Origin of the sequence: Flammeovirga sp. SubArs3, assembly GCF_947387565.1 — a bacterium.
Lineage (GTDB): Bacteria > Bacteroidota > Bacteroidia > Cytophagales > Flammeovirgaceae > Flammeovirga > Flammeovirga agarivorans.
This window is the reverse complement of the sequence record NZ_CANDOA010000002.1, coordinates 781,799-799,455: the sequence shown is the minus strand read 5'-3', so window position 1 is coordinate 799,455 and position 17,657 is coordinate 781,799. Positions and strand designations below refer to the sequence as shown.

At 33.2% G+C, this 17,657-nt stretch carries 17 protein-coding genes; 6 read left to right on the top strand and 11 right to left on the bottom strand.

Annotated elements, in window-relative coordinates; genetic code table 11:
* The first annotated feature begins 102 nt into the window (after positions 1–102).
* Together QL232_RS07840 and QL232_RS07835 are read left to right on the top strand one after the other, a co-directional pair.
* Entirely contained in the window at positions 103–687 is a 585-nt protein-coding gene (locus QL232_RS07840; protein WP_168880946.1) for a Crp/Fnr family transcriptional regulator, read from the top strand.
* A 110-nt stretch (positions 688–797) separates the two neighbouring features.
* Complete coding sequence (locus QL232_RS07835) at positions 798–1,199, top strand: hypothetical protein (protein WP_281613698.1); 402 nt, start codon at positions 798–800, stop codon at positions 1,197–1,199.
* Positions 1,200–1,246: 47 nt separating this feature from the next.
* Here the strand turns inward: QL232_RS07835 and QL232_RS07830 are convergent, their stop codons facing one another.
* The 6 genes from QL232_RS07830 to QL232_RS07805 form a co-directional block, all read right to left on the bottom strand.
* Entirely contained in the window at positions 1,247–2,641 is a 1,395-nt protein-coding gene (locus tag QL232_RS07830) for an MATE family efflux transporter (protein ID WP_281613697.1), read from the bottom strand.
* Between the two features lie 67 nt (positions 2,642–2,708).
* On the bottom strand, positions 2,709–3,527 hold the full coding sequence (locus QL232_RS07825) for a pirin family protein (RefSeq protein WP_281613696.1): 819 nt from the start codon (positions 3,525–3,527) through the stop codon (positions 2,709–2,711).
* Positions 3,505–4,053, bottom strand: a complete 549-nt coding sequence (locus QL232_RS07820; protein ID WP_281613695.1) for an NAD(P)H-dependent oxidoreductase — start codon at positions 4,051–4,053, stop codon at positions 3,505–3,507. Before QL232_RS07820 ends, QL232_RS07825 begins: the two co-directional genes overlap by 23 nt.
* Position 4,054: 1 nt before the next feature.
* Entirely contained in the window at positions 4,055–4,483 is a 429-nt protein-coding gene (locus tag QL232_RS07815) for a MarR family transcriptional regulator (RefSeq protein WP_281613694.1), read from the bottom strand.
* A 142-nt stretch (positions 4,484–4,625) separates the two neighbouring features.
* Positions 4,626–5,159 carry a DUF1697 domain-containing protein gene (locus QL232_RS07810; protein ID WP_281613693.1) on the bottom strand — a complete coding sequence of 178 codons (534 nt, stop codon included), beginning with the start codon at positions 5,157–5,159 and terminating at the stop codon, positions 4,626–4,628.
* 11 nt (positions 5,160–5,170) lie between these two features.
* Entirely contained in the window at positions 5,171–6,364 is a 1,194-nt protein-coding gene (locus tag QL232_RS07805) for a thioredoxin family protein (RefSeq protein ID WP_281613692.1), read from the bottom strand.
* A 161-nt stretch (positions 6,365–6,525) separates the two neighbouring features.
* On the opposite strand from QL232_RS07805, the gene QL232_RS07800 reads away from it, so the two are divergent.
* Positions 6,526–7,872, top strand: coding sequence for a DEAD/DEAH box helicase (locus tag QL232_RS07800; protein ID WP_281613691.1), 1,347 nt, complete (start codon positions 6,526–6,528; stop codon positions 7,870–7,872).
* 43 nt (positions 7,873–7,915) lie between these two features.
* Here QL232_RS07800 and QL232_RS07795 read toward each other — a convergent pair whose 3' ends face one another.
* From QL232_RS07795 to QL232_RS07780, 4 genes are all read right to left on the bottom strand, one after another.
* Positions 7,916–8,551 carry a hypothetical protein gene (locus tag QL232_RS07795; protein ID WP_281613690.1) on the bottom strand — a complete coding sequence of 212 codons (636 nt, stop codon included), beginning with the start codon at positions 8,549–8,551 and terminating at the stop codon, positions 7,916–7,918.
* Positions 8,533–9,024, bottom strand: coding sequence for a sigma-70 family RNA polymerase sigma factor (locus QL232_RS07790; protein WP_168880936.1), 492 nt, complete (start codon positions 9,022–9,024; stop codon positions 8,533–8,535). Before QL232_RS07790 ends, QL232_RS07795 begins: the two co-directional genes overlap by 19 nt.
* Before the next feature lie 12 nt (positions 9,025–9,036).
* Positions 9,037–9,417, bottom strand: coding sequence for a hypothetical protein (locus QL232_RS07785; RefSeq protein ID WP_168880935.1), 381 nt, complete (start codon positions 9,415–9,417; stop codon positions 9,037–9,039).
* A gap of 221 nt (positions 9,418–9,638) precedes the next feature.
* Positions 9,639–10,592, bottom strand: coding sequence for an aldo/keto reductase (locus QL232_RS07780; RefSeq protein WP_281613689.1), 954 nt, complete (start codon positions 10,590–10,592; stop codon positions 9,639–9,641).
* Between the two features lie 192 nt (positions 10,593–10,784).
* On the opposite strand from QL232_RS07780, the gene QL232_RS07775 reads away from it, so the two are divergent.
* The 3 genes from QL232_RS07775 to QL232_RS07765 all read left to right on the top strand — a co-directional run bounded on the left by QL232_RS07775 (position 10,785) and on the right by QL232_RS07765 (position 16,003).
* A complete protein-coding gene (locus QL232_RS07775) occupies positions 10,785–11,669 on the top strand; it encodes an ABC transporter ATP-binding protein (RefSeq protein ID WP_168880933.1) in 885 nt (294 codons plus the stop codon).
* Positions 11,670–11,685: 16 nt separating this feature from the next.
* Entirely contained in the window at positions 11,686–15,261 is a 3,576-nt protein-coding gene (locus tag QL232_RS07770) for a M1 family aminopeptidase (RefSeq protein ID WP_281613688.1), read from the top strand.
* Between the two features lie 127 nt (positions 15,262–15,388).
* Positions 15,389–16,003, top strand: coding sequence for a hypothetical protein (locus QL232_RS07765; RefSeq protein WP_281613687.1), 615 nt, complete (start codon positions 15,389–15,391; stop codon positions 16,001–16,003).
* A 64-nt stretch (positions 16,004–16,067) separates the two neighbouring features.
* Here QL232_RS07765 and QL232_RS07760 read toward each other — a convergent pair whose 3' ends face one another.
* Positions 16,068–17,360 carry a porin gene (locus QL232_RS07760; protein ID WP_168880930.1) on the bottom strand — a complete coding sequence of 431 codons (1,293 nt, stop codon included), beginning with the start codon at positions 17,358–17,360 and terminating at the stop codon, positions 16,068–16,070.
* Between the last annotated feature and the right edge of the window lie 297 nt (positions 17,361–17,657).

Genomic DNA, 17,657 nt, shown 5'->3' with positions numbered 1-17,657 from the left:
GTACCTAATCAAACAAAACTATTCTTAAAGTAATTTATTTTTTAAATTATGATGCTTAACTTATATAGTGTAACCCATATACTTTGCATTAATCTAAGAACTATGAATACCGATATTTTCTTTTTTGATGTTTTCAAAAGCCTCTACCTTACAGAGACTGAAAAACAAGCCATTAGAAATTGTTTCCATGAAAAACACTATAAAAAAGGAGAACTAATTATTTTAAACGGACAAGACGTAGATACTCTTTTGTATGTTGTTGATGGTTGTCTTAGAACCTATTTTATTGATGAAAAAGGAAAAGAACACACCATTCAATTTGCGGTGCATGATTGGTGGATAAGCGATATGGTAGCATTTTTCTCACAAACGAAAGCGATCTATAACATAGAATGCCTTGAAGATTCTATCGTTTTCGCCATTCATAGAGAAGATATTGAAAAGTTATGTTTTCAAATTCCTGTCTTTAATAAACTATATCGATCAAAAATGGAAGGTTCAATTGTTGGATACCAAAAAAGGATCTTGGCAAACCTTTCTCAAAATGCAACAGAGCGTTATGAACGTTTTATAGAAACGTATCCTAACATTGAAATGTCAGTTAAAAACTATCATTTAGCCTCTTATTTAGGAATAACAACAGAAAGTCTTTCAAGAATTAGAAAGGAGATGTCAAAAAGGTCGTAGAATTATCTTACATCAATTTTTCAATCAAAAAAGTAGCGTACTATTGTGCTTGTAATTTTTTGTCTACCCAAAAAAGTTACAGATCTTATTGTTGAACCAAAAATTAATTTATGAACGAGAAGGAAGTCAGGATCTTCTTCGGAATAGGAGGATTGATCACTTTCTGTAGTGGCCTAATGTCTGTTTTATCACCATTTAGGCAACATTTACTACCTTATGGAATTGATACATCAATGGCTGCTTCTAGTCATTTAATCCCAGAACAAATTGGCCTTACTGTATTAATTGTAGGAGTACTAATGATGTTATCTATGATTAAAAATGGTTTCAGAATCCCCATTGCGATTTATGTTTGTCTATTAAAGTTGTACATGATTATTACTATTGTATTCCTAATGAATCAAACACATGTTGTCATGGATACTTATAAGTTTGCGTTATTTTTCGACTCTATGATTTGTCTCTATGGTGCTTACTTCTTAAGTACATATAACAGAGATTTTGCAGAATAATAATCGCTCCAATAAATAAACGAGAAGGCACCTTTATGGTGCCTTTTTTAGTGTCTAATGATACTTACAAAATCATTCTTATAATCATTAATAATACTTTTATCCTTAAGGTCGGTATTTAATGATTTGATTACTTGTCTCATGATATACATTGCATAGATTCCTCCTAAAATATTACTTAGGCCAATCGCTACAAATACACCTGTTGTACCATAAAAATAACTGCCGATAATCGCTAATGGGAATGTGAAAACAAAAGTCTTGATCAACATAATTTTCATTGACTTCCCTGGGTTTTGTAAACCATTCAGAATCGCTGTTGTTACTAAAAACATTCCATAAAATATATAAGAGAGCGATATAAAATTGAAATAATCAATTGAGTAGTTCACTACAGAAAGGTCCTCACTGAAGAGTTGTGCAATGTTTCCAATAGAAGAAAATAAAATCATAAAAACGATTAAGCCTAAGTAAAAAGCTGCTTTACCTCCAAAGACAATCGCTTTATCTATACGTTCTGTATTTTTTGCTCCAAGATTTTGAGCGATAAAGGGTGTAATTGCAGTACTTACTCCCATAATACCTATTAATGACAACATCTCTACCCTGCCTGCAACACCAAATGCGGCAACTGCCATAGCTGAATGTGTAGCCAATACATAAGTAATAAACATTTGTGTGAAAGGAGATATAATATTACTGATAGTGATCGGTATACTAATACTGAAAATGTCTTTCGTTAACGTTTTCACAGAAATACTAGTTATACTATAGTTTAACTTTATCAATTTATCTTGAATAAATAAAACAGTCATTCCTACTATAATAAACACCCATGAAATCACTGTTGCTAAAGCCGCTCCTTGAATTCCTAACTCCGGTAGATTTAAATGACCAAAGATAAAGCCGTAATCAAGAACTAAATTAATGACACCTGCTATAGCCATAATCACTTCTGGTTTTGTTAAATTTCCATTAGCTCTTAATAAGCTACCTGCCATAATACCTGTTGTTAATAGTGGCAATCCCACCAATAATGTATTTAGATATTGCTGAACAAGTGGTAAAATCTCTGGAGTAGCTCCTAAAAGACTAAATAATTGATCACTAAACAAGAAAACTAGAACACTCAAAACAGTAGTGGAAAGCAAACAAATCACTAAGCCTAGAATGATTGTATGTTCCGCTATCTTATTTTTCTGCTCTCCAATTAATTTTCCTACTAATGTTGAAACACCTATGGCTAACCCCATAAATAATCCAACTATCATAAAATACAATACTGATGAAAAGCTAAGTGCCGCTAAAGCATTTCCACCTAACTGCCCAACAAAATAGGTGTCTATCACTTGAAAGAGGAATGTTGACAACATACCAACACTTATTGGTAAACTCATTTTAGTGAGAGTATTTGATACTTTACCATTTAGGATCGCATTCATAATAGAAAGATTAATTTACAGAGTAATATATACAACTATTGTACATACAACAGTCAGTGAAAATTTTTTAAATAACAGTAGAAGAAAGGTTTTGTATATTTTCTTGAGCTCTTTCAAAAGAAAGTTTATTTGTATGGATCGAGCCTCCTCCCAAAAACATTTTATGATCAGTTGGAACAGTAAGTCCTATAACAAACTTTGTAGTTTCTTTGGCAATGATTTCAATTTCTCCATCATTTTCCTCAAGAATATGTAGAGTATTTGTGGTTAATTCATCTTCGTAAATTGAAGCTTCACCACTTCTTAAGAAGATAAACCCACGAGTTTGGTTTAACGGTGTTTCTAACACAAACTTTTCTCCTTCTTTTAATGAGACATCCAAGTAAGTAATATCAAAAGGAATATCTAAGTTTGATTTCACTCCTTTATATTCACCCGCGATGACTTTGACATTATCTACTAGTGGAATATTTTCTGGTTGAAGGTTCAAATATCCTGTAGATCCATTCTCAAGTTCAGGAGGTAATTGTAACCACAATTGATGTATGGCTAATTCCCAAGAATCAAATGGATTGACTCCTTTAGGCATTCTGTATCCTTCTGCATGGAAAATTCCATTACCGGCATTTATCCATTGTACTCCACCACTTTTAATGATATCATCGTTATTACCTGAGTCTTGATGTACTAAATCTCCTCCTTCAAAGTAGGTGATAATACCAATACCTGAATGTGGATGCATACCGAAAAACATCCCTTCATCATTTCGTTTACTCACTCCTGCATCAAAAAACACAAAAGGTTGTAAATCTCTTCTTGTCTGAGGGTCTACAATATATTGAAACCCTCCTCGACCTTGCTGGTTACGCTTTAACTGTCGTTTCATTTAATACATCTTTAAATAGTGAAAAAGAAGATTCAAACTTTTCTTTTAGCTCTTCATTTGTGATACCTTCTGAAAAATTATCTTGGAAAGTAGGAAGAGAGAAGTTACCAGTTACTTTTGCTCCTGCATATGGTAATGAAGCACTTGCTATACCTAATACTCCTAAACCTCCTCTTGGACCTGGTGAAGTAGCCATGACAAATACAGGCTTATCATTATACACTGAACGGGTAGCTCTTGAGGCCCAATCAAAAATATTCTTATATGCTGCTGTGAAATTACCATTATGCTCTGCAAATGAGATCACCACTCCGTCTGCATTATTAATCTCTTCGATAAAATCTTTCGCTTCTTGAGGAATACCTGATGCTACCTCTTTATCGATACTATAAATTGGCATTTCATAATCGCTCAATTTTAATACTTTCAACTCTGCGTCCTCAACTTGTTGAGCTGCCCAAACGGCTAATTGTTCATTGATTGATGCTTTTGAAGATGATGCTCCGAATACGACTAATTTTTTCATTTTAATTTTCTCCTTTAAGTTTTTTAATTAAGATTTCTAATGTTTTTGCTTCTTCAGCAGTTAAGTTATCCTTGTAAGGTAAATGAATAGCTTCTACCTTTTTATTCATTTTATCTAATTCAAATAAACCTAAATCAGTAATTGTAATGTCCATTTTCCTTCTATTGGTAGGACATTCTGATCGATTGACAAACCCTTTATCCAATAATTTATCAACGATTCGAGTTACGTTACTTGAGCGTTGAACCATTTTTTCCTGTATTTCATTTACAGTAATTGGATTTCCTTTTTGCCCTTTTAATATTCTTAAAACATTGTATTGTGGTTCTGTAATTTTATCTTCTTTCAAAGCTTGACTCACAGAATCTGTAATCCAATGTCCTGTTTTTATGATTTCAAAAATGGCTTTATAATATTCTTTGTTGATCATTATTTGTTTAAACGATTAATGTACATACAATTGTAAGAGTAATTTTATAAGTATCCAAATAATTCGGTTCTTTTTTTATAAAAAAGTTTAGATAGATTTCTGTTTAATGAAAAAGAGCTGCCTTATTCAAGCAGCTCTGTATTTAACTTTCAAGTATTGAATATAATTTCAATACCGTTTTCCAATTTCTTACGGTCACATCCACTTTTAGTCTCCTTTCCATTATTGCATGTGTTAATTTCGTTTGATGGTACTTTCCTTCACAGTATAAGTAAAGAGCCTTTTTTTTCACTTCAAAACGATCTTCCTTTGCATCCACTTCAGACAAATGCGTTATATTTTCATCTAAAGGTAAATCACCTAAGAAGCCAACATTTAGTTTATTGATATCATCTTGATTAAATGGTTGCTTACTAATAATATCTCTATAATCTACTTCATTAATTAACATCACAGGAACATCAAAATCATATTGTTCTTTGATCTTTTGTTGAAGAGTATTCTCAAATTCTTTTTCATTGAGTTCAGTACCTGAATTGAATACAACATTTCCAGATTGTATATAAGTGGTTACTTCTTTTACGCCAAGTTTCGTGATTAACTCTTTTAGGTCAGTCATGAGAATTTTTCGCTTCCCTCCAACATTAATACCTCTTAGTAAACAAACATATTTCATTTTTATCGTATTTATCGCACAGTAATTTGCTGCATTAGAAATGCTATTTGAGCAGTATCTTTACCCGTTTTTTGATAATGTTTTAAGACTTTTTCTGCTACAGACCTTGATGATTCCACCATACCAAGTTTAAAGTAAAGATGTGCTTGAGTATCCATTAAATCATAAGAGTCTGCCATAGATAAACCATAATTCACCCAACTTAGAGCCGCCTGAAGTCTCTCGTTGTCCTCTGAATTTTCACAGAAATACCATGCCCAATCATTACAGCTGTTGACTATCTTTTTTGTTTGATAGTGTTTCACCTCTTGAAAAGTATTTTGAATACTATAAAAGGCCTTATCATCTTCACCAATTGAAAGGTAAAATTTCGGATATAACTCAAAAAAGATAACTGCTGCATTTTCAACAGGTATATATTTCTTTAAGGTGTACATATCTTTTTCAAACATCAATGAGTTATTTTCTTTTAATGATGCTCCTAAAATATTACGACCGATTTTAGAATAGATAGAATTTAATGTCTGAGGTGGAAAGTTCTCTTTAATTTGCTCATGGTACTTTTTAAACACCTCAAAAGCATAAGCATTCGTATCTGAATGATATAAAGCGTGACTCATTACATTCACGACTCTTTTGTCCTTAAAAGAAGATGCATTGAGTTTTGATAAAAATAGGTCGGTGGTTCTATCATCTTCTAAACCTAAATCAAAAACACCAATACAATAATTTAAATATTCCTCATATGTTAGCTTTTCATTGTCTTTAATCCTCTTTTTTAGCGTAAATACTTGTTTTGAAGGGTCATGAACTTCCTCACTCTTGTCTAAAAAAATATTGGCTGGCATTCCACCTTTAAACATGTGCACTAAATTTCCTTTTTGATCAAAAAAGAGGTGAGTAGGATATGAACGAACTTTATATTTTGAAACAAATTCTTTTGCTACAGGATCATCTAGATCTCTCTTAATAGAAACAAAATGACTATTAAAATAATCACTTACAAATTTGTTGTGGTACACATCCTCATCAAAACTCTTACAGGATTCACACCAAGATGGAGATAAAGAAACGTAAATAAGTTTGTGGTCTTCTTTTGCCTGAGAAATTATTTCTCCCCAATCCCCTCGTTCGAAATTAACAGATTGACCAAATGCAGTATTCAACAGAAAAAGTATTGAACTAGTAAGAATAAAATATTTCATTGTCTAATGTTAGTAATTTGTTGCGTTGTCCTTGTTAAACGTTAGTTCTTACAATATACAGTTTTTATTATTAGTCTGTCAATGTGTGTTATATATCTATTAGATATTTCGTGTTTATTGAGGCTACAGTTACCTTTGTGGAAAATTAAACATTTAAGAAAGTGACATTCGAAGAATTAAAGCTTAATAATTTCCTTAGAAATGCTATCGAAGACCTTGAATATGTGAACGTTACTCCTATTCAAAAAGAAGCATTCCCTGTCATTGGTTCAGGTAAAGATATAATTGGTATTGCCCAAACAGGTACGGGTAAAACTATGGCCTATCTTCTACCGCTACTTCAAAATTTAAAATTCTCTAATCAAGATGATCCAAGAGTTCTTATTGTCGTACCAACAAGAGAATTAGTTGCACAGGTAGTGGAGGAAATTAATGCATTAACGAAATACATGTCTGTTCGAACTGTAGGTGTGTATGGAGGTGCAAATATCAACACTCAAAAACAAAAAGTACATGAGGGTTTGGACATTCTTGTTGGAACTCCAGGTAGAGTTTTGGATATAGCTTTAGCGGGTGTCTTAAAGTTCAAATCACTACAGAAATTTGTTATTGATGAAGTAGATGAAATGTTGGATTTAGGTTTCCGTCCACAATTAACAAGGTTAATGGACTTGATGCCCGATCGCCGACAAAATATTATGTTCTCTGCTACAATTACAGATGATGTTGCTGAATTAATTGAAACTTTCTTCAATCAACCAACAAAAGTAGAAATAGCCAGAACGGGTACTCCTGCTGATAAGGTAACTCAAAGGGCCTATCATGTTCCGAACTTCTACACCAAGGTGAGTATGCTCGAATACCTATTGGATCACGAACCAAATATGGAACGTACATTGGTTTTCGTAAGAAATAAAAAACTCGCAGACCGTTTACATGAAACTATTGAGAAGAAGTTTCCTGAAAAAACAGGAATCATCCACTCTAACAAATCACAGAACTATCGTTTCAGGTCATTAGAGAAGTTTGAAAATGGTGAGTTCAATATCTTAATTGCTACAGATATTATTGCAAGAGGTTTGGATATTAAAGGAATCACCCATGTCATCAACTTTGATACTCCTGAAATTCCGGAAGAATATATTCACCGTATTGGTAGAACAGGTAGAGCTGATGAAAAAGGTCTTGCCATAACATTCATCAATGAAGCTGAGCAAGAATATCAAATGATGATTGAAACTTTAATGGGTAAAGCGATTCCTTTGGAACCTATGCCTGAAGAAGTGCCAGTATCACAAATTTTCTCTGAAGAGGAAAAACCAAAAATCTCAGATAAAGATTACTTGCAGGATGTCCGTCACAAAACTCCTAGAGGTGGAGGTGGTGCCTTCCATACAAAACAAGGAATCAACAATCCAGAGAACCAAACAAAGAAAGTGCACAGAGGTCCTAAAAAGACGAAGCCAGTTAATAGAGGACGACTAAAAAGAAAATTCAGAAAGAAATAATAAAGACAATCCCCACTTGTGTGATATCAGGTGGGGATTATTTTTACTGCTCAGACTGTAGTTCTTCGATCATCGATTTTATTCCTTTTAGTTCTTTACCGTAAAATTTATCGATAAACTTGTGCGTACTTTTTGTTGCAAATCGCCAGAATGGGACAAAAATTATGATGAAAAAGATCAGTACACCAATAATTTGTATCTGTCCTCCATGCTCAAAATAAAATTCTGAAAATGAAACTCCTTCCTCTTCTATAATATTCTGCAAAGCGATATACATTCCAAATAACAAAGAGTATGGGATTAATACCTTTAGTTGTTTCGCATAAATCTGTAAGGACCTGTCTATAAAACTATCTACTTTTTTGAGATATTCTAATGTATTTTGAGTATCAAAAGCCCTTACTTTTTTATAATTCTTTAATGATAGAACAAAGAAATACAACATTGGAAGTACCCCTAATATGACTATAAGAATTCTCCCATTAATTATTAATGGTATTCCTATGGCTGTATAAAGAACACCTACAATCACCCATTCAAGCTTACTCTTATGAAGTATAGTATCCACCAAACTAATCGATTTTTTTCTCTGCTTTTGAGCTGCTAGTTTTACTTCATCTAAAACAGGAGTTGTTTGATGTCCTTTATTCCAGATGTCTTTTAGATCAAACTCTTCCATACCATATTTTCTTTTAACTGTTTCTTAATCCTATTGATTTTCACTCCTACATTAGATGCCGAAATACCAATTATTTCAGCAATGTCGTTGTAAGAATGGTCTTCTAAATAGAGGAGAATTATTGCCCTATCAGCTTCTTTTAAAGCCTTGATCGCTGTATACAAAGAATCCAATCGTTCTTGGTTCTCGGATGTATCTGTAGTTATGTGATCTATCTTTTCATTGATCTCTACAGCCTTTACCTTTTTATTCTCCTTTTTGAGAATAGATAAACAAGTATTCAGAGTTACGCGATAAACCCATGTAGACAACTTAGATTGTTGTGTATAACTGTCTTTCGATTTCCAAAGTTGTAGACAAACCTCCTGAAAATAATCATCAAATTCTGCTGATGAATTGGTGTAGGCCCTACAAATTTTATAAATGATGGATTTATTACTTTCTATATACTCCTCATAAAATTCAATTGACATATTGATGGTATTTTAATTGACTTCAGTCTGTAGAAAGCTTAAGAATTGATTCAATTTTATATGAATAACTTTATCAAATATTTTTCTCTCTTCAGAGGACCAAGAGATCAAAGTTTCAAAAGATGTAATATCAATTTTCTCCTCATCATATTTCAGTTTTATATAAGTGTTTGCACATAAAAAAGACTCAAATTGAGAATTACCTATAAATGTGCTTCCTGGAAATAAAAGTTTAAAAGTTTTCTTTCCGGAGTGCATAATTTTTAACCCATACTTTTCGGCAATACTTCTTACTAAAGTCTGATATTCTTTATCTTGAGAAGTAAAGATATACGATTCTTTCGCTGTTGATTTATAGAAAAGTGCTTTGTGTAATTGATTTAAGAGCTTCATTTTAATAATTAGTTATTGAAGAATAAAATTTATTGATGAGTTGAAAATCCTCTATCCTCCGGAGTTATTAATAGAAGGATTTTTTGTAACTCAAGTAGTTAGTATCCAATGTGATTGATTTATTACAGATCAATTACTTTTTTTTCAAAAAACAGAAACAAAAAAATGACCACCCTGATAATCAGCAAGGTAGTCATCGCATTCTTTTTTCATTTTTCTAATTATCCCCAAAGATAATCAAGTGTATAAGGGCTGCCTCCATCCGTAAAGATTGTTCCATCAACAAATCTATACTTTTCATTTAAGCGAGCTATTTCTCTTAAGTCCCATGGGGTTAATTGTATCTTCTCAGATTCTAAATTTTCTTTTAAGCGGTGTTCATGAACAGATTTAGGGATAGCAACAGTTTCTCTTCTATTTGCCCATGCCAACATTACCTGTGCAGTTGAAGCACCATGTTTATCTGCAATTTCTTTTAATAATTCATTTTCTAAAAGAACAGGCGGATGTACTCCATCCTTTTCCGTTAAACTATCTTTTGTACCTAAAGGTGAATATGCCGTAAGAATAATTCCATGTGCATCTGCATACTCCATCATTGTTCTTTGTTGATTTAAAGGATGCATTTCTATCTGATTCACTGCAGGTGGAATTTTAGCATTTGTAAGAATATGTTCTAAGTTGGATACACCAAAGTTAGATACACCAATAGATAATGCTTTCCCACTTTCAACCAATGCTTCCATTGCTTGCCATGTTTCTAAGAGTGGTGCCTCTTCAGAAGTTAAGAATTCTTCTTTTTTCTGCGTAAACTTCACTCCTTTTTTATAGGCAATTGGCCAATGAATGAGATAAAGGTCAAGATAATCAAGTTTTAAATCTGAAAGAGTTTGCTCCATTGCTTTTGGAACATCTTCTTTTAAATGAGAATCATTCCATAATTTACCTGTAATAAAAAGATCTTCTCGCTTTACAATTCCTTGCTCAATAGATTCTTTAATAGCATTGCCTACTTCTGGTTCATTTTCATAGATCGCAGCACAATCAATGTGTCTGTATCCGAGTTTAATTGCTTTCTTAACTGCATCATAGACTTCACCTGGTTTTGATTTCCAAGTGCCTAGACCAATACTTGGGATAGTTTTGCCATTGTTTAATTTAAATGACTTACTCATGTTGTAATAGTTTTATGTGGTTGTTAATTTAATATACGATTTATATTTGGCCAATAAAAAACTAAGTTTTTATATTTTGTCATGCAACTAATAAATCTTTGTAAGTGTCTTTAAATCAGATTTTAAATTTAAAAAGGTATTCTTTATTTTTATAAAAAATCAAACTTACTCAATCTATATCTATCCACGTCCATGGCTAAACTAATTATTAAAGACTTAAATAAGGTCTACAACAACGGTGTACATGCTCTAAGAAACATTAACCTAGAAATTGAAAATGGTATGTTTGGATTATTAGGACCAAACGGAGCTGGTAAATCCTCTCTAATGAGAACTATTGCAACACTTCAATCACCTGATAGCGGAACTATTGAACTTAATGGCCTAAATGTCCTAGAAAATCAAGATCAATTACGACAAGTACTTGGTTATTTACCTCAAGAGTTTGGTGTTTATCCAAGAATTACGGCTCAAGAACTTTTAGATCACCTTGCCATTTTAAAAGGGGTGACTAACAAAAAAGAAAGAAAAGAACTTATTGGGTATTTACTCCAAAAGGTAAACTTATACGAAAAAAGAAATAAGGCAGTAAAAAGCTTTTCTGGCGGTATGAAACAGCGAATTGGTATCGCTCAGGCACTTATTGGCGACCCAAAACTGATTATCGTGGATGAACCTACTGCCGGTCTTGACCCTGGAGAAAGAAATCGATTCCATAATTTACTGGCAGATGTGGGAGATAGTGCTATTGTGATCCTCTCTACCCATATTGTGGATGACGTACGTGAATTATGTACAGACATGGCAATTATGAGAGAAGGAGAAATTGTTTACAACGGGTCTCCTGAAAATGTAATCAGTGAGCTTGACGGTCTTGTATGGCAGAAAATGATCCCAAGAAATGAGTTTGCTAACTATAAAGATCAATACGAAATTATTTCAGATAAAATGGTAGCAGGAAAAACTGTTATCCATGTGCTAAGTAATGTGGATCCTGGTAATGGTTTTAAACAAGTCGAGCCAGACCTTGAAGATGTATTCTTCACAAAAACTTCCCAACAATTTGTAACTAACTAATCTTTCTTTTTCTGTAATGTTTATTGAATTTTTTTCAAAAGAAATCAAAGGGGCTTTAAAACAGCCCATGATCTATATTTTCACCGGTATAGTAGCACTATTATGTTTTGGTGCTACAGCTTCTGATAAAGTTATTATTGGTGGAGCAATTGGAAATGTACATGCCAATGCTCCACAAGTCATTTTAGGATTCAGTGTAATCCTTTCAATTTTTGGAGTCATGTTCGCGGCAGCATTCTTTAATAATGCTGCATTGAGAGACTTTAGTAATGAGTTTAATGAAATATTATTCTCTGCCCCTATCAAAAAATTTGATTATTTCTTTGGTCGATTTCTGGGTGCCCTAGTATTGTCTACTATTCCATTTCTTGGGATTTACATCGGAAGTATTTTGGGTAGTTTTATTGGCCCTCTAGCCGGATGGATTGATGCTGAAAGGATGGGAGTTACTCCATGGAGTGCATTTATTTGGAGTTACTTCGTTCTTGTTATCCCAAATATGTTGATTGCTGGTACTATAATTTTTGGTTTAGCATCACAATTTAGAAACACAACAATCTCCTTTGTAGGAGCAATGCTTATCATTGTGGGGTATATTCTTGGTTTATCTTTTGCCTCTGACCTTGACAACGAAAAAGTAGCAGCACTGATCGATTTATTTGCCAATAGTGCTGTAAAGTATGAAAGCAAGTATTTTACCCCCGCAGAGAAAAATACAATTCTACCTTCCATTTCAAGTACTATTGGTTTAAACCGACTGATTTGGATAGGCATAAGTACTGGTCTAGTGTATTTGTTTTACTCACTATTTACATTTGAGACAAAGAAATCTGTCAGAAAAGAGAAGAAAGAAAAAGAAACAAACACATCGGTTACCTTTACAAAACCTAAAGTTTCCTATGCATTTTCATCTAGCACAGATTGGATAAAGTTTGCCAGCTTTATGAGAGTAAACCTTATCAGTATTTTTAAGAGTAATACTTTCAAAATCATGATCATTTTCAGCTTGATTATGATTTTCGCTGATCTTCTAGAAGGCTATGAATATTATGGTTTGCAGTCTTACCCTGTAACCTATAAAATATTAGATAGTATCGACAACAGTTCTGCTATTTTCATTATGATTATAGTAGTGTATTATAGTGGTGAATTAATATGGCAAAGTAGAGATGCTCATATCAATGAAGTAATTGATGCTACTCCCCACTCTAGTTTCTTATCATTACTAGCAAATACTCTGTCGATTGTAATCATGGTAAGTATCCTGTTCGGATTACTTACTGTAGTAGGTGTTTTATATCAATTAGGTAATGGATATTTCAACATTAAACTTGATGTATACCTGATCAGCTTCCTATTGACAAGGTTACCTTCTTTTATTGCTTTATCATTAATATTCTCTTTCATTCATGTTGTCATCGACCAAAAATATATTGGTTATGGAGTATCTATTCTAGCCGTTTTTGGTTCAACGATTATTCTGAATATTATGGATATTTCTTCCAACATGTTAATTATTGGAGGTGCTCCATTTATCCAGTACTCTGATATGAATGGATTCGGCCCGAATGTGCTAAGTGTTCTTTGGTTTAATCTTTATTGGTTCTTATTAGGCTTAGCGTTGTTGTTGATTGCATCATTAATGTGGCAAAGGGGAACGGCTTCTACATTTAAAGAAAGAGTATTAAATATTAAAAAGAATATGGACTCCAGTTACATGGGAGCAATTTCTTTGGTATTCGTCATTTGGTTGGCTGTAGCCGGTAATATCTATTACAATACGCAAATTCTAAATGACTATAAGACCAGTGATGTAACTGAAGATTTACAGGTAAAATATGAGAAAAAGTACAAACAATACGATGGAATCAATCAGCCTGTAATTACAGATATCAATTATAATATTAGCATTTTCCCGGATGAGCGAAATGTATATTCAGTCAATGAAATCACATTAATTAATAAAGGAAAAACAGCTATCGATAGTATCTTCTTTACTATGAACGATAATTGGGAAACTGAATTAATTCTTACTGGAGCTAAAGAAGTCTTTCATGATGAAGAAATTGGATTCAAAAAGATCTCTCTTTACAAACCGTTACAGGTAGGCGAAGAAATGAAGATGATTATTAAATCTAATTTTATCTCTAAGGGTTTCCATAATAACAGTGCTAATCTCAATATTGTAGAAAATGGTACATTCTTCAACAACTTAGAATTGTTACCTATCATTGGCTATAGTAAAAGGTATGAGCTAGCAGATAAGTTTAAACGTAAAGAACATGGGCTTCCTTATAGAAAAAGAACTCCAGAGCTTTCTGAAGACAACAATCATGACCTTTGTTATAAAAATTACCTTTCAGAAGGTGTTTCTGATTGGGTAAATATTTCGACAACCATCTCTACTTCTGGCGACCAAATGGCTATTGCTCCAGGTTCGATGATTAAGAGTTGGAAAGAAGCAGGACGTAATTACTATACTTACGTTGTCGATCACCCGTCACAATATTTTGCTTCATTCATTTCTGCTGATTATAAGATTGCCAAGAAAACATGGAATGGTATAGACTTAGAAGTTTACTATACTGATGAGCACAAAGTTAATGTTGACAGAATGCTTTCAGCAATAGAAAAGTCATTAAAGTATTATACAGAAAACTATGGTCCTTATTTCCATAAACAGGCTAGAATCATTGAATTTCCAAGATATAGTACGTTTGCACAGGCTTTCCCTGGAACGATGCCTTACTCTGAAGCATTCGGCTTTATCATCAACTTAGAAAATGAAACTGATAACAATATTATTGATGCTGTTATCGCACATGAAATGGCTCATCAATGGTGGGCACATCAAGAGGTTGGAGCCGATATTCAAGGAAGTACAATGCTTACAGAAACATTTGCTGAATACTCTGCTTTAATGGTAATGAAACAAGAATCGGATGATATTAAGATGAAAGATTTCTTAAAATATAATATGAACCGATACCTAAGAGGAAGAACGGTAGAGAAGGAGAAAGAAATGCCTTTATATAAAGTGGAAAATCAAGGGTATATACATTACGGAAAGGGCTCTATAATAATGTATGCACTTCAAAATTATATTGGTGAAGATAGTGTTAATAGTGCTTTAAGAGAATTCCTATCGGAGTTTAGGTACAAAGAACCTCCTTATCCAACTTCTATAGATTTCTTAAACCACCTATCTGGTAAAGTTCCTGATTCATTACAATATATCGTTGATGATTGGTTTAAAGAGATCACACTATACGATTACCGTTTAACGGATGTCATTGTTCAGAAAACAGACTCAGCACAATATACTTATACGCTTAATATCGAGGCGAGAAAGGTAAAATCAGACTCATTAGGTAATGAAGTAGAGTCTCAACTAGATGATTGGGTAGATATTGGATTTTTTGCAGATGCAGACGCAAAAGAATTAATCTATACGGAACGTATTAAGGTCAATCAACCAAAAATTCAACTTCAGTTTACACTCGATCAAAAAGCTGAAAAAGCGAGTATTGATCCTAAGAGATTGTTGATTGAAAGAATATATGATGACAACACCAAGAAAATTAATATCTAATAATCATTGAACTTCTAAAAGGAATCATTGATTCTAAATAAGATTGATATTAAAATTTATATGGGGATAAATGTTTTGAATTATTTTAGTAATCAAAACATTTATCCCCTTTTTATTCACTATCAATATGAGACAATTTTTAGCATTCTGCTGTCTATTATTACTGATGACAACTCAAGCTATTGCACAATATGAAACTCCTTCTTCAGAACATGACTCTTCATCTCCTAAATCACAAAAAGTACATGGAAGAGAAGCAGCGCATGGATCATTAAAACACCATAGAGTGGCCTTAATCTGGGGACATGGATATATTCCTAAAGGGTTTAATAATTATACAGAAGTACGAACACTAATTATTCCTGTTATTGGTCTTGATTATGAATATTGGTTCTCCCATAAATTTGCTATCGGTATTTCAAATGATTTAGAATTATCGAACTATGTGATCGAAGTAAGTCATGAAGAGGAAGAGTTAGAAAGGGAGTATGTATATGTAGGAGCATTAATGGCTTATTACGAGTTTGCTCATCTTTGGGCTATTGGAATTGGTCCAGGTATTGAAATGGAAAAGAATAGAAACTTCTTTGTAGTAAAAACAAGTATTGAAAAAGAATTCCCGATAAAAGGGGAAGGCGGATGGGATGTAACACCGATGTTCTCCTATGAATTTAAATCCAGTAATGGTCACGGAGTTTATGACGCCATGTGTTTTGCTATTGCAATCGGAAAACGTTTTTAATAAAAAAGTCACACTCTCTTTATGATAAGAAAGTGTGACTTTATATATCGATAGAATAATTATCTTAGAAATTCACTTGCATTTGAAGTCTTAGTAAGTTACCTGCTTGTGCATTTACAGGATTATCATGATCCACATACGTACGGTCAGCAATAGTGTACATAGCTACAAATTCAAACGCTCTGTTTGGTTGCCACTCTACACCGATTTCCCAATCGTTTACAGTATAACTTCTTGCATCTAATTCAAACTTTTTACCACCATCGTAGTTGATATATCTTACAAATGGGAAAAATGTATGATGCGAATAATGTAGTTTAGCAAATAGCATAGCATAAAACCCTTCAAGGTTTTGTGTTTTAATCACATCTTCTACAGCATCATATTCAGGACCTCTACCGTAATTGTATTCCGCCTGAAAACCAATTGGTTGTGGATACCAAACTACAGTAGCACCAACTCTAGCATCATCAAAGTTAATACCATCAGCATACACTCGTTTCACTTCTCCACCTTCTTCTACTTCTGCTTGCATTCCTTCAGATACATTAGGCAAAACATATTGACCTGTATAACCATGTACCGATACTTCTAATATTTGATCGTTTGAAAACTGGAATGGCCATGAAGCTCTTGCTACTACATGCAAGTTCTCATTTTTATCTTGAGTATTAATACTTTGTCCATTATAAGCACCTAAAGCAAATGTACCATAGTTACCAGAGTGCTTTAAGTTATTCTCTTTCATAAACTCATACACTTTTCTAACTTTTTGAGGTGTATGGTATAAAACAGCCATTAAATCACGCTCGTTAGGTAAAGCTGAGTTGATTGCATCTGTACGGTCCAAAGGAATACGGAATTGAGAAGATTGCATGTTTTCAAAACCGAAAGGTACTTTACTTTGCCCTACTCTAATCCAAGTAGATTTATGATGATCAAAATAAACATCCATATAAGCATCTCTTAAAGTAGGAGCAGGAGGAGCAAAATCGGCTTGTAAATAAACATATACGTTATCCAATAACCAACCACTCACTTTCATACGAACACGACGTAATGAAATACCTTTATCTGCACCCCAGTTTTTATCCATTTGAGGCACTTCTAAATCTGGGTTTGTTTCAAACAACCCATTATATCGAGCTTGAATATAACCACTCACTTTGATACGGTCTGTCCAGCTCTTTGGTAATGATTTTTGAATAAGTCCTTCACCGTCTTGTTCAGGTGAATAAGTTGTCGAGGAGTCTAACAATACTTCGTTCTCAGCTGCAAAGCTATCTTGGGCATAGTTGTCCCATGATAATAAAAGACCTACTGCTATAACCAGTAGACGAATATGCGAATTTTTCATTGATAATTATTGTAGTATGCGTATGCGAATTGTGCTGCAAGTATATAGGTCGTTTTCCACTTTATTACTATCAAAATAAAGAGTTAACATACAGTTCATCTTGAAGAAATATTAAAGAAATAAAAGGAAGGAAAGATGTCTTTTGTGTTACATAGAATAGCATTATTCCTTCATCAGATTGAATTTATGTAACACATCTCTTAATAAAAGTGAGAAAACCTTACATTATGAAACTTTTTCAGAATCACCAATCAATCAGTCTATTGATAAGTGTTATGTGCATAAAAAAGGGCTACC

Excerpts from the sequence above, each read along its gene's own strand:
- QL232_RS07760 (WP_168880930.1), bottom strand. The coding sequence starts at position 17,360 with ATGAAAAATTCGCATATTCGTCTACTGGTTATAGCAGTAGGTCTTTTA.
- QL232_RS07830 (WP_281613697.1), bottom strand. The coding sequence starts at position 2,641 with ATGAATGCGATCCTAAATGGTAAAGTATCAAATACTCTCACTAAAATG.
- QL232_RS07765 (WP_281613687.1), top strand. The coding sequence starts at position 15,389 with ATGAGACAATTTTTAGCATTCTGCTGTCTATTATTACTGATGACAACT.
- QL232_RS07775 (WP_168880933.1), top strand. The coding sequence starts at position 10,785 with ATGGCTAAACTAATTATTAAAGACTTAAATAAGGTCTACAACAACGGT.
- QL232_RS07795 (WP_281613690.1), bottom strand. The coding sequence starts at position 8,551 with ATGGAAGAGTTTGATCTAAAAGACATCTGGAATAAAGGACATCAAACA.
- QL232_RS07790 (WP_168880936.1), bottom strand. The coding sequence starts at position 9,024 with ATGTCAATTGAATTTTATGAGGAGTATATAGAAAGTAATAAATCCATC.
- QL232_RS07785 (WP_168880935.1), bottom strand. The coding sequence starts at position 9,417 with ATGAAGCTCTTAAATCAATTACACAAAGCACTTTTCTATAAATCAACA.
- QL232_RS07820 (WP_281613695.1), bottom strand. The coding sequence starts at position 4,053 with ATGAAAAAATTAGTCGTATTCGGAGCATCATCTTCAAAAGCATCAATC.
- QL232_RS07835 (WP_281613698.1), top strand. The coding sequence starts at position 798 with ATGAACGAGAAGGAAGTCAGGATCTTCTTCGGAATAGGAGGATTGATC.
- QL232_RS07815 (WP_281613694.1), bottom strand. The coding sequence starts at position 4,483 with ATGATCAACAAAGAATATTATAAAGCCATTTTTGAAATCATAAAAACA.
- QL232_RS07780 (WP_281613689.1), bottom strand. The coding sequence starts at position 10,592 with ATGAGTAAGTCATTTAAATTAAACAATGGCAAAACTATCCCAAGTATT.
- QL232_RS07805 (WP_281613692.1), bottom strand. The coding sequence starts at position 6,364 with ATGAAATATTTTATTCTTACTAGTTCAATACTTTTTCTGTTGAATACT.
- QL232_RS07770 (WP_281613688.1), top strand. The coding sequence starts at position 11,686 with ATGTTTATTGAATTTTTTTCAAAAGAAATCAAAGGGGCTTTAAAACAG.
- QL232_RS07810 (WP_281613693.1), bottom strand. The coding sequence starts at position 5,159 with ATGAAATATGTTTGTTTACTAAGAGGTATTAATGTTGGAGGGAAGCGA.
- QL232_RS07825 (WP_281613696.1), bottom strand. The coding sequence starts at position 3,527 with ATGAAACGACAGTTAAAGCGTAACCAGCAAGGTCGAGGAGGGTTTCAA.
- QL232_RS07840 (WP_168880946.1), top strand. The coding sequence starts at position 103 with ATGAATACCGATATTTTCTTTTTTGATGTTTTCAAAAGCCTCTACCTT.